The sequence below is a fragment of the Vibrio sp. OY15 genome (assembly GCF_000742455.1).
Taxonomy (GTDB): Bacteria; Pseudomonadota; Gammaproteobacteria; order Enterobacterales; family Vibrionaceae; genus Vibrio; species Vibrio alginolyticus.
Map to the genome: position 1 here is coordinate 444,884 of NZ_JPIL01000012.1, position 14,881 is coordinate 459,764.

The 14,881-nt window shown below is 44.0% G+C and carries 12 protein-coding genes; 6 read left to right on the forward strand and 6 right to left on the reverse strand.

The features are described 5' to 3' along the window. The first annotated feature begins 188 nt into the window (after nt 1-188). Both IJ23_RS16065 and IJ23_RS16070 read left to right on the forward strand, forming a co-directional pair. On the forward strand, nt 189-2,615 hold the full coding sequence (locus IJ23_RS16065) for a M9 family metallopeptidase (RefSeq protein WP_005385091.1): 2,427 nt from the start codon (nt 189-191) through the stop codon (nt 2,613-2,615). A 282-nt stretch (nt 2,616-2,897) separates the two neighbouring features. Then, complete coding sequence (locus IJ23_RS16070) at nt 2,898-3,128, forward strand: PAS factor family protein (protein WP_005375384.1); 231 nt, start codon at nt 2,898-2,900, stop codon at nt 3,126-3,128. Nucleotides 3,129-3,205: 77 nt separating this feature from the next. On the opposite strand, the gene IJ23_RS16075 is transcribed toward IJ23_RS16070, so the two are convergent. Further along, nucleotides 3,206-3,583, reverse strand: a complete 378-nt coding sequence (locus IJ23_RS16075; RefSeq protein WP_033906793.1) for a carboxymuconolactone decarboxylase family protein — start codon at nt 3,581-3,583, stop codon at nt 3,206-3,208. Between the two features lie 58 nt (nt 3,584-3,641). Next, nucleotides 3,642-3,998 (reverse strand): MerR family transcriptional regulator, encoded by a 357-nt coding sequence (locus tag IJ23_RS16080; protein WP_005375386.1) that lies wholly within the window; start codon nt 3,996-3,998, stop codon nt 3,642-3,644. Nucleotides 3,999-4,517: 519 nt separating this feature from the next. Between IJ23_RS16080 and IJ23_RS16085 the strand changes: the two genes are divergently transcribed. After that, nucleotides 4,518-5,867: an alpha-amylase family protein gene (locus IJ23_RS16085; protein WP_033906794.1), complete on the forward strand. Its 1,350-nt coding sequence runs from the start codon at nt 4,518-4,520 to the stop codon at nt 5,865-5,867. A gap of 108 nt (nt 5,868-5,975) precedes the next feature. Here IJ23_RS16085 and IJ23_RS16090 read toward each other — a convergent pair whose 3' ends face one another. After that, entirely contained in the window at nt 5,976-6,269 is a 294-nt protein-coding gene (locus tag IJ23_RS16090) for an ArsR/SmtB family transcription factor (protein ID WP_005375388.1), read from the reverse strand. A gap of 245 nt (nt 6,270-6,514) precedes the next feature. Between IJ23_RS16090 and IJ23_RS16095 the strand changes: the two genes are divergently transcribed. Continuing rightward, entirely contained in the window at nt 6,515-6,808 is a 294-nt protein-coding gene (locus IJ23_RS16095) for a hypothetical protein (protein ID WP_005375389.1), read from the forward strand. Between the two features lie 92 nt (nt 6,809-6,900). On the opposite strand, the gene IJ23_RS16100 is transcribed toward IJ23_RS16095, so the two are convergent. From IJ23_RS16100 to IJ23_RS16110, 3 genes are all read right to left on the reverse strand, one after another. Beyond that, nucleotides 6,901-8,865 (reverse strand): monovalent cation:proton antiporter-2 (CPA2) family protein, encoded by a 1,965-nt coding sequence (locus IJ23_RS16100; RefSeq protein WP_005375390.1) that lies wholly within the window; start codon nt 8,863-8,865, stop codon nt 6,901-6,903. Continuing rightward, nucleotides 8,862-9,479, reverse strand: coding sequence for an NAD(P)H-dependent oxidoreductase (locus tag IJ23_RS16105; RefSeq protein WP_005375391.1), 618 nt, complete (start codon nt 9,477-9,479; stop codon nt 8,862-8,864). Before IJ23_RS16105 ends, IJ23_RS16100 begins: the two co-directional genes overlap by 4 nt. A 166-nt stretch (nt 9,480-9,645) precedes the next feature. Further along, nucleotides 9,646-10,071 (reverse strand): universal stress protein, encoded by a 426-nt coding sequence (locus tag IJ23_RS16110; protein ID WP_005375398.1) that lies wholly within the window; start codon nt 10,069-10,071, stop codon nt 9,646-9,648. 445 nt (nt 10,072-10,516) lie between these two features. Between IJ23_RS16110 and IJ23_RS16115 the strand changes: the two genes are divergently transcribed. Together IJ23_RS16115 and IJ23_RS16120 are read left to right on the forward strand one after the other, a co-directional pair. Then, nucleotides 10,517-12,088, forward strand: a complete 1,572-nt coding sequence (locus IJ23_RS16115; RefSeq protein ID WP_033906795.1) for an ATP-binding cassette domain-containing protein — start codon at nt 10,517-10,519, stop codon at nt 12,086-12,088. Between the two features lie 206 nt (nt 12,089-12,294). Next, on the forward strand, nt 12,295-14,454 hold the full coding sequence (locus tag IJ23_RS16120; protein ID WP_033906796.1) for a prolyl oligopeptidase family serine peptidase: 2,160 nt from the start codon (nt 12,295-12,297) through the stop codon (nt 14,452-14,454). Nucleotides 14,455-14,881 lie beyond the last annotated feature (427 nt).

Consider the following 14,881-nt stretch of genomic DNA (forward strand, 5'->3'; position numbering starts at 1 on the left):
AAAAGGTAAATTAATGTTTTTATTGATAATTGTGAGTTTTTTTGGAGTGGGATTGCTCCCATTTAATTAGAGTAAAAGACCTATTTTTGGGAGCGGTTTCATAAATTTTATGACACTGATTTCACTGTTTGAGCTGTAAAGAATATAAACCCCCACTCAATGTATGTTAATAATCAATGAGTGTTGTTATGTCTCATATCCGTTTTTTCCCGCGCCATCGTTTGGCGCTTGCTTGTATGCTAGCGAGTGTGTCTGGCTTCTCTTTTGCACAAAATCAGTGTGCTGTTGCTGATTTACAACAATCGCGAGATCTGGCTACTGCCGTTTCTGGTGCTGAGTATGATTGCTACCACGCTTGGTTTTCAGCACCTTCAGAAACGCTGAATGATATCTATAGTGAAGCGAGCCTAAGCCGTATCCAAGTCGCGCTGGATCAAGAAATCGCTCGCTATCGTGGTGAAGCAGATCAAGCTCGTATTCTAGAGAACCTAGGCGAATTTATTCGAGCGGCCTACTACGTTCGCTACAACGCTGGTACTGGTACACCTGAGTTTTCGCAAGCGTTGAGTCAGCGTTTTGCTCAGTCGACGAACCTATTCCTAAACAACCCTCATGCTTTGGATCAAGGTCGTGAACAAGTTGGTGCAATGAAGAGCCTGACTTTGATGGTTGATAACGTTAAGCAGTTGCCGCTGACCATGGATAGCATGATGGCCGCGTTGATGCACTTTAATCGTGAAACCGCGCAGGACACGCAATGGGTCGATGGTTTAAACAACTTGTTCCGCTCTATGGCAGGCCATGCGGCGAACGATGCGTTCTACCGATACATGGCAAACAATACACACCATATTGATACGTTGGTGAAATTCGCATCTGATAATGCTTGGGCATTAGATACGGATGCAAGCTTTATCGTTTTCAATGCATTACGTGAAACTGGTCGTTTGCTCGCGAGCCCAGATCAGGAGACCAAACGCAAAGCATTGGCAGTAATGCAACAGGTGATGCAGCGTTATCCACTGGGTAGTGAGCATGACAAACTATGGCTTGCTGCCGTTGAAATGATGAGCTACTACGCACCAGAAGGCCTAAATGGTCTGAATATTGAGCAAGCCAAGCAAGATTTAGCTGCACGTGTAATGCCAAATCGTTTTGAATGTCAGGGACCTGCCATTATTCGCTCTGAGGATCTGACCGATGCTCAAGCAGCGAAAGCGTGTGAAGTGCTAGCGGCAAAAGAAGCCGACTTCCATCGAGTTGCGAATACGGGTAATCAACCTGTCGCTGATGATTTGAATGATCGTGTTGAAGTGGCGGTATTCGCGAGTAACGCTAGTTACGTTGATTACTCTTCATTCCTATTTGGTAATACAACGGACAACGGTGGTCAGTACCTAGAAGGTGACCCTTCAAAAGCGGACAATACTGCGCGTTTCGTCGCTTATCGCTACGCGAATGGTGAAGATCTCTCTATCTTGAACCTAGAACATGAATACACGCACTATTTAGATGCACGATTTAACCAATACGGTTCGTTCAGCGATAACTTGGCTCATGGTCATATTGTTTGGTGGCTAGAAGGTTTTGCTGAATACATGCATTACAAGCAAGGTTACCAAGCTGCGATTGAGCTGATTGCAGATGGTAAACTGAGCCTTTCCACTGTGTTTGATACCACGTACTCTCACGATACCAATCGTATCTATCGTTGGGGTTATCTAGCTGTTCGATTCATGTTAGAAAATCATCCACAAGACGTCGAAAGCTTGTTGGCATTGTCGCGCTCTGGCCAGTTCGAACAATGGGCACAGCAGGTGACGTCTTTAGGTCAACAATACGATGCTGAGTTTGAACGTTGGTTGGACACATTAAAAGTGGAACCTGAGCAACCTGGTACAGACCCAGAAGAACCAACAGAACCAACAAGCCCTGAAGCAAAAGTGACTGAATTGACGGCGAACCAAAGCCTTCAGCTCAGTGGCGAAGCATACAGCGAAAAACTGTTCTACGTTGATGTTCCAGCCAACACCGTTAACTTCAATGTATCTATTGAGGGTGCGGGTGATGCGGATCTTTACATGAGCTACAACAAAGTCGCGCATTACTATGATTTCGAAATGAGTCAATATGCTGATGGCAGCAATGAAGAGATTGTGTTTGAACCAGAGCAAGATGGTTACGTTAAAGCGGGTCGTTACTACATCAGCTTAACTGGACGTGATAGCTATGACTCAGTGAATCTTGTGGCTGCGTTAGAAGTGGAAGCGCAAACACCGCCAACCCAAGTGCAAGATGATTTAGCACCTGTGGTATTAGAGTCTGGTGAAGCCAAAATGCTTACCGTTCACAAGCAGCGTTATGCAGCAGTTTATGTGCCTGAAGGTGTTGAAGAGGTTCGTGTATGGCTAACGGCTCACTCTCAAACTGGTAATGTCGATCTATACGCGAGTAGGGAGCATTGGCCTACAGTAGAGCAGCACGAGTATGCGTCCAACTATGCAGGCAGCAATGAATACCTTGCGATTCCTATGACTGAAGCAGGGTACGTGCACTTCGCTCTTCAGGCTCCAGAGCAAGGCGATGACGTTGAAATGCTAGTGCACTTCAACTAAAAAAATTCGATTAACTAAAGTCGAGATAAAACGTCGCTGATACAGCGACGTTTTTGTTTATATCGGACACGATTATAAACAAACAGCGGCGAATGCTAGTTAATCGGCTGATCTATCGAGTTATCAGTTGCCCTTTTTCTAAACGACTTTAAGTTTGTATTGCAATTTACCGAGTACATAAACTTTTTTAGCGACGCGTTCTGTGACCTAGCTTCTGATTTGTGCTTCCCAAATGGATACAATATATATGCACCCCGTGCAATAAAGTGAAAAGGGAAAGACATGAAAACGCTTATTTATGAAACGTTGATTAGCCTTGCTAACCAAGAACCAGAACAACATGCAAGAATCCGACAAAATCTCTATGAACAGTTGGATCTGCCGTTCGATAAGCAGCTGGCTTTGTATTCTTGTGCCCTTGGTCCTGCAAGTTCAGGCAAGTTGGAGAGCAGTCAAGGCATTAACAACGCGGTAGATTGCGCGGTTAAACTGCTTGAAACTCCTGAGCGCTAATTCACTCGTTGTTTTAATCACGGCCCGAACCCCAAGGGCCGTTTTTAATTGCGGTTAAATTGATTTCAACGTCGTTATTACTCTGCTCTTTCCGCTAGCACTTCTTTGAATGCAAACATGCCGTTTAATGCCGTGGGAAAACCTGCGTAGACGGACATCTGCAAAATGATCTCTTTAATCTCATCCTCGCTACAGCCTACATTCAGCGCTGCATTTAAGTGCACTTTTAGTTGCGGCGCGCAATTCCCCATTGCCGTTAGCGCGGCGACGGTTGCGATTTCTCTCGATTTTAGGTCTAAGCCCGGGCGAGCATAAATATCGCCAAACGGATACTCAATGGTGTACTGAGCTAAATCTGGACAAATATCTTGTAAGGTTTCGATGACATTATGACCAGCGTCGCCATCAATTTGAGAGAGTAGTTCTAATCCTTTGTTAAAGCGTGATTGTTCCATCGGTATGTTCCTAGTGAATAAACGTAAACACACCTTAATCGTTAGAGTTAACTCTAAGTCAACGAACTTTTCCGCTTTTATACAAGGCAATTTTTTCTTCTAGAGCCGATAAGTGCTTTTTCTGTTGCTCAATGTGGCGTTTGAGGTTTTCTTGGTGTTGTTCTAACAGGGCTTGACGTTGTGGTACAGATTGAGAGCCGACTTCCCTTAATTTGGCATACTCTAGAATCTCTTCAAGTGGCATTGCAGTTTCTTTTAAACGCTTAACAAAGCTTATCCAGTTTAGATCTTTCGAACTATACATTCGATGTCCACTCGCGTTTCTATGGACATGTTTAAGTAAACCGATTTTTTCATAGTATCGAAGAGTATGAGCAGATAGCCCGACGAGGTCAGAAAATTCTTTGATATTCATTATTATCCTCCAAGGTAGAGCATACCCCATAGAGATAAGCTAAGTTTCGCATTTTGAAGTCATTTCGGGACAGATACAAACAGAAATCTTTAGTCTTTTAACGCTAGGTATGGTGATTTACTGGATTTTTGAAACGCGCCAAACGTGATCCATCTGCCAGTTTCGTTTTATTAACAATTGTTACTCAACGGGTTGGCTTGGCTATTTTTATCCTTTGGGCCTATTTTAGGGCGTACGTAGGTCTTATATTTTATCTTTTTCAATTGAAATTTTTGTTAAATAAAACAATGACTTAGTGTTTTGTTGGGCTGTTTGGGGTGTATGTTGTGTGCCCGTTATTCACTCAGAACGATTTATCGCTGTGCAATGGATGAGTCGCTACGCCTTCGATTTCAGCCTTGAGTTAGTGCTAAAAGGGTGAGTGCCTCTGATGAATAGCTTTTATAATTTCGATTATTGAATTCACTCACAAAAAAATGCAAACAAGTAATCGTGAGTGGAAACGAGCAGGAGAACAACATGAGTGGCTCACAGGAAACACAATCATTCGGTGCAAACGTTATCTTACATGCGTTTGATTGGAAGTATGCTGACATTGCCCAACGAGCAAAAGAAATCCGCGAGCTTGGTTATGGCTCTGTGTTGGTTTCGCCACCAATGAAAAGCGCACACGATGAGCGCTGGTGGCAGCGTTATCAACCACAAGATTATCGTGTTATCGATAATGCCTTGGGTGATACCAAAGATTTTATTCATATGGTTCGTGAACTGGAGCAAGTTGGTGTGTGGGTTTATGCCGACGTAGTGTTTAACCATATGGCAAATGAGGCCCACCTTCGCAGAGACCTTCAGTACCCAAGACAAGAGGTCTTGGAGGAATACCAGAACGACAAACAGAAATATCAGTCGCTAGCGTTGTTTGGCGATCTATCTCAACCACTTTTTGATGAAGAGGACTTTGTTGAAGCATTCGGCATCAAAGACTGGAAAGATAAGTGGCAGGTTCAAAACGGACGCATCACCGGTGGGCCAACCGACCCTGGCTTGCCAACTCTTCGTGTTTGTGACCATGTCGTTGAACAGCAGCGAGCGTACCTAAAGGCGCTGAAAGCTATTGGTGTGAAAGGTTTTCGTATTGACGCTGCGAAACACATGACGTTAGAGCATCTTAAGCGTGTTTGGACAGACGACATCACGCGGGATGTGCATATATTTGGTGAAATTATTACCGATGGCGGTGCGACGGAAGAAGAGTATCAGCTGTTTCTTGAGCCGTATCTACAGGAAACTCGCCTAGGTGCGTACGATTTCCCTTTGTTCTCAACCATGTTTAAGGCGTTTGCTAAAAAGGGCAGCTTCAAGTCTCTGATTGATCCCTATTGTTTTGGTCAGGCTCTGTCCCCCGGTCGTGCGATTACATTTGCTATCACACATGATATTCCTAACAATGATGTCTTTCTTGATCTCATCATGGACGAGGAAAATGAATGGTTAGCTTATGCCTATATTCTAGGCCGAGATGGTGGTGTGCCGTTGATTTATACCGACTTAAACACCAGCGGTATTAAAGGTAAAAATGGTCAGCCAAGATGGCAAGGTGCATGGAGCGATCCGAGAATGGCAAAAATGATCCAGTTCCATAATATGACGCATGGCGAGCCGATGAGTGTTCTTGAAGGTAACGATGACATGCTCGTACTGAAGCGAGGTGACAAAGGTATTGTGGTGCTTAATAAATCACAGCGTCAACAGTCTTTGACATTAAAAATCGATGGTAATTGGGTTGATTTGATGACAGAACAAATCATTCCAACTGACGGTAAGTTAATCGTACCATCTAAGTCGTCGATGTTACTCGTCGCGAAGTAGAAGATGTACACACCGAGGTTAGCAACTTCGGTGTGTATGTTTTTCATCGTCATTCACGTTCTGCTGAAGTTCAATATAAACTCAAACTCTCTCGTTTTTGCTAGAAATTTATGAGCACTCGTTAACGCAACATTCTGCTTTTAAAAAACCAATTACGTCATCTAAGCACTGATATTCTGCAACACAAAAAAGGGTTCTACCCTCACGGCGCTGGGTGAGAAGACCGGCTGAAGCAAGGCTCGAGATATGATGAGAGAGAGTGGATGCTGGAATGCCAAGCTTTTCTTGTACGCCGCCTACCGCGATACCTTTGTATCCCGCTTTGACGACTTCTTTGTAAATACTTAAACGAGTCGGATGCCCTAACTCTTTTAGTGCTTTAGCAACGGCTTCAAGCTCCATACTGACCTCTAAAGAATGACCACAGTAATTTTGTTTCGATAATAGGGAAAGTCTCGGTAAATGCCAACTATTACGATCTCAGAACAATTTAAATCAGATGAGATTCATGCTGGCTCATGCCTTCATGACAACAATTGTCTGTTCTAATGAGACAGATCAATCTTCATTATTATTTCACGCCACGTTCAAAATCCCTCGTCTACACTCACTGTTGAGTTGTCAGTTGGCAGACCAAGGAGGCGGCCATGATTGCGGTTCATAGAGATTATTGTTTGTCTAACAGTTCGGAGTTACATGCCCACGTTAAAGTCAATCCTGTCGGTAAATTAGAAGTTGAGATTGTTGAACTTCAAGAGCGCCACACCACAGAGTTTGATGATTTGTCTTTTGAGAGTCGTGGGTGTGAAACTCGAATCTGTGGTAAAGAAGACACAACTCCGTGGCAGTTCAATCTTGCAGTTACTGATGCGTTAGAGCTTTCTCATTTAGTGGAAGAAGCAAACGAAGAGTATGAGATTTTAATGAATGATCTTATGTAATATCGAGAAGATCATTTTATCCTGCACGGCGTGTGGCTCTGTACTGAAAAAATAAAAACCTCCCAAGCGGGAGGTTTTTAATATGGAGTGCGTTATCGTTGGATAGGCTCTTCTCTTGGTGGTGTTAGCTCTTGGACGTTATCTTCATTAAAGTCATCGGCGTAACCTTTAGGTGGCGGTGTCCAACCACGTTCTGACCGCGATAGTTTGTCATGACGATCTTTTTGCATCTCTTCCGCCATTTTCTCCTCTAACTGAATAAACAGTTGTCGGAAATTGTTGTCATAGCGTTCACCTTCAGAATCATCTTCCCAAGCTTTGTAGAGTATTTCTGACTTACGTGCTTCAACACGCTTATATGTCGCCTTCTGTTGTTCAACAAAGAAGGGGTGAATGCCAAGTGCTTTCATTGTGTGACCGCCCATCTCCAATGCAGAATGGTAGGTCTCTGATTCAATAATATCAGCTCCCGCTTGACGCAAAAGATAGCCATGTCCACGGTCAAAGGCACGTGCAATCACTGTTACTTTTGGGTACGTGTGCTTAACGTACTTCACCAGTTCTACACTCGATTCTTGGTTATCAATCGCCACAACCAACGCAGCGGCGTGCTCAATGCCGGCTGTATGTAGCATATCTGGTCGAGTCGCGTCGCCAAAATAGGCGCGAGTGCCAATCTGGCGCATGTTATCGACTTGGTCAGATTGATGGTCAAGTACCACGGTAGTCACGCCGTTTGATACCAATAGACGATTCACTATTTGTCCAAAGCGGCCGATGCCGGCGATGATCACCGTGCCTGTTTCCTCAATCGTATCGCTTTCGCGTTCATTTGACTGGCTTTCAAAGCGCGGCAGAATCACTCTATCAAACAGAATAAACAAACCTGGTGTCAGGAACATCGAAATCGCAACCACTAACGCAAGAGTTTGTGAAAGTTCAAATGGGATGACGTGGTTTTGCACTGAAAAGCTTAGAAGCACAAAGCCGAATTCACCTGCTTGAGCCAAGCTTAGGGTAAACAGCCAGCGGTTGCTGCCTTTCACCCTAAATATCAGTGCAAGAATAAACAGCACCAAGGCTTTCAAAACCATCACGCCAATGGTCAATGCCATGACCAACCAGAAATCACCAAAAAGGACCGAGAAGTTGATCCCTGCGCCAACGGTAATAAAGAACAGACCTAACAATAGGCCTTTAAATGGTTCGATGTTGGATTCTAACTCGTGGCGGAATTCACTGTTCGCCAATACAACGCCAGCCAAGAAGGTTCCTAAGGCAGGAGATAAGCCCACTAAGCTCATCAGCGCAGCGATACCAATGACCAGCATGAGTGCAGTTGCGGTAAAGATTTCTCGCAAACCAGAGCTAGCCACATAATTGAGCAGAGGTCGACTTAAAAAGTGTCCACCAACGACGACGATTGCAATCGATGCTGTGATTACGATGCCGTATGCCCAGCCGGGCAACCCCGCAACGAGGCTTAATTCTTCATGGTGCGCTGCGGCTGTTTGAGCCGCGGACTGTGCCTGTTCAATTAATTCAGGTAAGGCCAATAGAGGAATGAACGCCAACATTGGTATCACTGCAATATCTTGAAAAAGCAACACGGAGAAAGCGTTTTGTCCACCTTCCGTCTTCGTTAATCCTTTTTCGCTAAAAGTTTGCAAAACAATCGCAGTAGAAGAGAGGGCGAAGATCAAACCTATGGCTAAGGCTATGGTCCAAGGCTGGTCAAAATACAAGGCAATACCCATAATCGCCGCGACGGTACCGCCGACTTGCAGACCTCCTAAGCCCATTAAGCGATTGCGCATTGCCCACAACATTTTGGGTTCGAGCTCTAAGCCAACGAGAAACAGCATCATCACCACGCCAAACTCGGCAAAGTGCTGGATTGTTGTTGTTTCTTCACCGACTAAACCGATAATTGGGCCAATGACCACACCTGCGATGAGATAGCCTAAAACGGACCCAAGTCCCAAACGCTTAGCAAGTGGGACTGCAATTACAGCAGCAATCAAATATACGAAGGCTTGTAAGAATATCCCTGTCATGAAGCCTCCTTAATGAGCTCTGGCAATGCGCTGTTAAGCTTGATTAATGACGCCGCAGCTTCAACATCCAACCTATCTTCGACTAAAGCTGTTAGCAGGCTCTTGTACCGCTCAACATGACGAGGGATTCGCCCTTCTTCATCTGCTGTACGTGCGCCAAACATCGCGAGAGGGGCAATGTAGTTCATGCCTGTCAGTGCGGACATTTGTTCAATAGGCGCAAGCAGTTGACGAATCGTAAAGTGGTTGTAGCCCTCTGCCTTATAAGCTTCTTCTTTACCCCCTGCAGACAGCACACAAAGCATGGTCTTACCTTGCAGTGCTGTGCCATCTGTACCGTAAGCAAAGCCATATTCCAAAACCAGATCTTGCCACTCTTTTAAAATTGCAGGCGTTGAATACCAATATAGTGGGAATTGGAAAATCACCACGTCATGCTCACGTAAGCGTTGCTGCTCACGGTCGATATTAATATCGAAACGAGGGTATTCGCCATAGAGATCAACACATGTCACGCCTTCAATTTTTTGAGCTTCTTTGAAAAGTGGAGTATTCACTTCTGAACGATGCTGGGAAGGATGAGCAAAGAGAATGAGTACTTTTTTATTTGCCATAGGGATCCTTGCTATCTAAATAACCATGCCCAGTAGGAGCGCGGGTTGGTTAGAAAATGTAACTCATAAATGATCGCCAAGCTAGTTTGGAAAACTGTTTAAGCTGTTTCAATATCAATAAAAAACCACCAAATAAATTGGTGGTTTTGGGAAGCGTTACGTTTTACTAATCATGAATAGGGACGACTAGAATATCCACCGGTGACTTGTTAATTAAGTGTCTGGAGTAAGAAATAATCTTGCTCCAGAAATCTTGGTGGTGACCACAAATCAGAAGATCCACTTCTTGCTCTTTAATGGTGACCTCTAATTTATCAGCCAAGTCGCCAGTACCTACGAAGAAATGTTTAAGTGGGTAATCCATGTAATCACTAAATGTTTTTAAACATTCCATTGAATGCTCATTCAACGGCCTTTGATCCGGGTTTTCTTTGATGTCTACAAGCTCACGATAGATTTCTCCGTGCGTACCATCAATATGAATAAAGGATATATCGGAGTCGAGATAGTTTGCCATTGATACCGCTCTGTCGATAAGCACGGTGCTTTCATCTGACAGTTCGAGTGCAACAAGGATATGTTTGTATTTCATAACCACGCCCTTATGTGGATTATCTTTACTCTAAGCATAGTATGGCTTGGATAAAAATTGTGTTGCTAAGATCTCGAAATTGTTCAAAGACTTGTTAAAAAGTTAATGTGATATAACAACTTACTGTGAAACTTTCTTTTTGTTCACATTTGGTTAGAAAGCTTGCTTTTTGAACAAAAAAGCGGCTACACTCTGCGCATCATTTCTCTAGGAGATTACGCCAACATGAAGAACTAAACCTGTCATCCATATTTTTACTTATTTTTTGGATCTGCAGGGTTAGTAGGCGTAGCTCACTTTCCGATATTTCTTTGCAACAAGACGACTTTTTGATTTGACGTATATCGTCGAACTTTACATAGAGCTTAATGCGTTTGTGCACGCGTTTTGTTGCAATTTCAAATCATAGCTACGGCTGTTGTCCCTGTCATACAGGAGGCAAATTATGCCGGTTTTACAAGCTTTTAATGTTAGCCATCAGTTTGATAATGGCGATACGCTATTCCAGTCTATTTCTTGTTCCATGACTAAACGACGTGTTGGTTTGGTTGGGCGCAATGGCATCGGCAAGTCGCTTTTGGCTTCCATTTTAGCGGGAGAAATTCAGCCTGCCAGCGGTGTTGTGACTGCTCCCTCTTCTTTCATGATGTATCGCCAGCAGCCGTCTGATCTGCTTTCAGGTCAGCAATCGATCGCCCAATTTCTGGGAACAGACTCGGCCTTACATGCTTTGAAGCAGATTGAACAAGGTGATGTTTCTGAGCATTGGTTCGAACTGGTTGGCGAACAGTGGGATATTGAACTGAAACTCAAACAGCAGCTTGCTGCGATGGGCTTGCCGCAAGACCCTGATTTCTCTTGTGCTCGGCTCAGTGGTGGTCAGTTGGCGCGTTTGCAGTTATGGCAGTTATTTGAAAACGAAACGGATCTTTTGATTCTCGACGAACCATCCAATCACCTCGATACCGAGGCGAAACAATGGTTGATAGAGTCTATGACGCATTTCAGCGGCGCGATTTTACTCATCAGTCACGATCGTGAGCTGTTGCGAGAGATGGAGGAAATTTGGGAACTCTCGGGCCTAGGTTTACAGGCTTTTGGTGGAAATTACGATGTGTACGCCGAGAAAAAACGCACTGAACTGCAAGCGGTCGAGAGGCAGTTAGCGCAAGTCGATAAACAGAAAAAACGGTTAGCCGAGCAAGCCCAGAAAAATCGCGAAAAAGCAGACCAACGCGCCGCGCAAGGGAACAAACTGCGCAAAGACGGCAGTCAGCCCAAAATTTTGCTTGATGGAAAAAAGGATAGCGCGACCGCCAGCGCTTCAAATCGCAATAAGAATGAGCAACTCAGACAAGCGCATTTACAAGCCAAAGAACAGGCGTTGCAATCGCGACATGAGCAACTCAAGGCGCAAAAGCTTTATCTTACAGATAATCCGAACCGTTCGCGAAAAGTGTTGTCGATACAAGAAGGTATATTACCTTTTGGGAATTCTACGCCTATCACGTTGCAGATTTTTGCGAACGACAAAGTCCATCTCAAAGGGAGAAATGGCTGCGGAAAATCAACCTTGTTAAAGACGTTGCTTGGCGAGTTATCGTTGCAGAGTGGTGAGTTGCAAGTGAATACGCCTTTGTATTATCTCGACCAACATTTTGGTGCAGTGAATCCAAATCTTTCGTTACTTGAGAACGTAATGGAGAGCTGCCAAGAGATGACGGAAAGTGAAGCGAGGACCTTATTGGCCGGGATCGGTTTTCGTCGAGATGCAGTGTTTCGATTGGGGCGCCTACTGAGCGGTGGCGAGAAGATGAAGCTCGCGATGCTGATAGTCAGCCACCAAAATTCTCAGCCTTTGCTGCTGCTTGATGAACCAGATAACCATCTCGACCTCGAGTCAAAAATAATGCTTAGTCAGGCGTTAAATGTATACAAAGGTGGATTTGTTCTGATTAGTCACGACCAAGATTTCGCTTCTGAGTCTGGGGTTTTGCGCCAAATCGAGCTGACTTAGACGAAAGAGAGTAAACGCCATCGTAGCTCTTCAGTATTGTTCCCAAGTTCTACACCGCCACTTACTAGTTTGTAGAACTGGAAGGAAATGAGGGAGTTAGGATGGCTTTCACAACTCGTTTAATGAAATTAGATTCATTTTGTCGATATATAGTAGAGTTCTGATGTATTGCACAAAAAGACAACAGAAAAATAAAAAGGAATTTCATGAAAAAGAATACCCTAGCACTCACAATGGCTCTCGTACTCGGAAGTGTGTTGTCTGTGGCGTATGCAAATGAAGCGGCGCAATCGTCGGTTGAACAGGTAAGCCCCAAAGCCATCACGTATCCAACCACACAAAAAGTGGATGTTGTCGATGACTACTTTGGTACAAAAGTGAGTGATCCTTATCGCTGGTTGGAAGACGATCTCAGCCCAGAAACCGCAGAATGGGTTAAGGCACAAAATGCAGTGACGTTTGATTATCTGTCGAAAATCCCTTACCGCGAGCAGATTGAAGAGCGCATCACTAAGCTCATGGACTACGAAAAGCAAAGCCAACCGTTCAAAGAGGGTAAGTTCATTTATTTCTACAAAAATGACGGGCTACAAAACCAAGATGTGCTTTATCGGCAGTTAGGTGATGGTGAAGCAGAAATTTTCCTCGATCCAAATACTTTTAGTGAGGATGGCACCACATCGTTAGCGGGAGTGAGCTTTTCACGAGACGGTTCTTTGGTCGCATACAGCATTTCGGAAGGCGGTAGCGATTGGCGCAAAGTCATTGTGTTAGACACAGAAACCAAAAAGCCAGTCGGTGAAACGCTGGTGGATATTAAGTTCAGCGGCATCAGTTGGCTCGGCAATCAAGGCTTCTATTACTCGAGTTATGACAAGCCAAAGGGGAGTGAACTTTCCGCGAAGACAGACCAACACAAGCTCTACTTTCATAAACTTGGAACGAAACAAAGTGAAGACCAATTAATTTTCGGTGGTGTAAAGGACGAAAAGTATCGCTACGTTGGGGGTTACACGTCGGAAGATGAACGCTACTTGTTTATCTCAGCCAGCGTATCGACGTCGGGCAACAAACTGTTCTTCAAAGACCTGAGTAAGCCAAATAGCCCGCTGAAAACCATTTTAGATAACACCAGTTCTGATACTTGGGTGATAGACAACCAAGGCACGAAGCTGTACTTGGTTACGAACCTTAACGCGCCGAACAAACGCGTCGTGACGGTGGATGCGAGTCAGCCGCAGCCCAAAAACTGGAAAGATTTGATTCCTGAAACAAAGAATGTGTTACGCGTTTCTACCGCGGGTGGCAATTTGTTTGCGAGTTATATTGTTGATGCGATCTCGATGGTGAAGCAATACGACATGAACGGCAAACTCATCCGAGAAATCAAATTGCCTGATATTGGCAGCGCATACGGTTTCTCGGGTAAAAAAGATGAAACCGAAGTCTACTATTCTTTCACCAACTACAAGATGCCAAGCACTACGTATCGTCTGAACATCAAAGATGGTGATAGCGAGGTGTACTACAAATCTAAAGCGCCATTTGATCCAGCTTTGTATGAATCTCGCCAGGTGTTTTACACCTCAAAAGACGGAACAAAAGTGCCGATGATCATCACCTATAAAAAAGGGACACCGATGGACGGCAGTGCACCAACCATCCTATATGGTTATGGCGGTTTCAACATTAGCCTCACGCCATCTTTTAGCCCGACACGTGCGGCTTGGTTAGAGCTTGGTGGTGTTTACGCGGTAGCGAACATTCGTGGTGGTGGGGAATATGGCAAAGAATGGCACAACGCTGGCATTCAAATGCAAAAGCAAAATGTGTTTGATGACTTTATTGCTGCGGCTGAATTCCTAATTGATGAAAAGGTAACGTCATCAAACAAGTTAGCCATTAACGGTGGATCGAATGGTGGCTTGTTAGTAGGGGCCGTTATGACGCAACGTCCAGAGCTGTTTAAAGTGGCGCTGCCAGCAGTCGGCGTACTGGATATGCTGCGTTACCATACTTTTACCGCAGGTGCTGGTTGGGCGTATGACTACGGCACGGCAGAGCAAAGTAAAGAGATGTTCCAATATCTGAAAAGTTATTCGCCGGTGCACAATGTAAAAGCAGGGGTGGAATACCCAGCAACATTGATTACAACCGGTGATCATGATGACCGTGTTGTTCCTGCTCACTCATACAAATTTGCTGCTGAGTTGCAATCGAAGCAAGCGGGTTCAAATCCGACCTTAATTCGCATCGAAACCAATGCAGGACATGGTGCAGGCACACCAACGCGTAAAATAATTGAGACAAATGCAGATATTTATAGTTTTGCACTGTTCAATATGGGAATAGAGAAACTGCAATAGTGCGAATTGTTTGCGTTTTAGTTATCGAAACGCATCGGCGATTTATCGCTCGATAATAAAAGGGAATCACAGAGAGTGATTCCCTTTTTATTTATTATAGGCCTACTATTCTAATCTGATACTAGGCTAATCAAACTAAGGTTTTTAAATTATTATAATGTTCTAATTAATCTGAAGAGTGTTGTACGATCGAAATGAAACATTGATCGCGATCACCTAAACACATTGCACTCTCTATTTATATGGTAAAATTAATTAATCATTTGTTATAATGATAATTGAATTTTCATAAGTTTTAATATTTCCTTCTTCATTGGTATTACCAAATTTCAAGTTATATAAGATATAAGTAGCGGTGATTGAACTTTTACGATGCTTTATTTTATTTTAATTAAAACGTCGAATGTTTCGTCATTATTGAGTTTGC

Bases quoted from the DNA above. Each gene is read 5' to 3' on its own strand.
- IJ23_RS16065 (WP_005385091.1), top strand. From the start codon at position 189: ATGTCTCATATCCGTTTTTTCCCGCGCCATCGTTTGGCGCTTGCTTGT.
- IJ23_RS16070 (WP_005375384.1), top strand. From the start codon at position 2,898: ATGAAAACGCTTATTTATGAAACGTTGATTAGCCTTGCTAACCAAGAA.
- IJ23_RS16075 (WP_033906793.1), bottom strand. From the start codon at position 3,583: ATGGAACAATCACGCTTTAACAAAGGATTAGAACTACTCTCTCAAATT.
- IJ23_RS16080 (WP_005375386.1), bottom strand. From the start codon at position 3,998: ATGAATATCAAAGAATTTTCTGACCTCGTCGGGCTATCTGCTCATACT.
- IJ23_RS16085 (WP_033906794.1), top strand. From the start codon at position 4,518: ATGAGTGGCTCACAGGAAACACAATCATTCGGTGCAAACGTTATCTTA.
- IJ23_RS16090 (WP_005375388.1), bottom strand. From the start codon at position 6,269: ATGGAGCTTGAAGCCGTTGCTAAAGCACTAAAAGAGTTAGGGCATCCG.
- IJ23_RS16095 (WP_005375389.1), top strand. From the start codon at position 6,515: ATGATTGCGGTTCATAGAGATTATTGTTTGTCTAACAGTTCGGAGTTA.
- IJ23_RS16100 (WP_005375390.1), bottom strand. From the start codon at position 8,865: ATGACAGGGATATTCTTACAAGCCTTCGTATATTTGATTGCTGCTGTA.
- IJ23_RS16105 (WP_005375391.1), bottom strand. From the start codon at position 9,479: ATGGCAAATAAAAAAGTACTCATTCTCTTTGCTCATCCTTCCCAGCAT.
- IJ23_RS16110 (WP_005375398.1), bottom strand. From the start codon at position 10,071: ATGAAATACAAACATATCCTTGTTGCACTCGAACTGTCAGATGAAAGC.
- IJ23_RS16115 (WP_033906795.1), top strand. From the start codon at position 10,517: ATGCCGGTTTTACAAGCTTTTAATGTTAGCCATCAGTTTGATAATGGC.
- IJ23_RS16120 (WP_033906796.1), top strand. From the start codon at position 12,295: ATGAAAAAGAATACCCTAGCACTCACAATGGCTCTCGTACTCGGAAGT.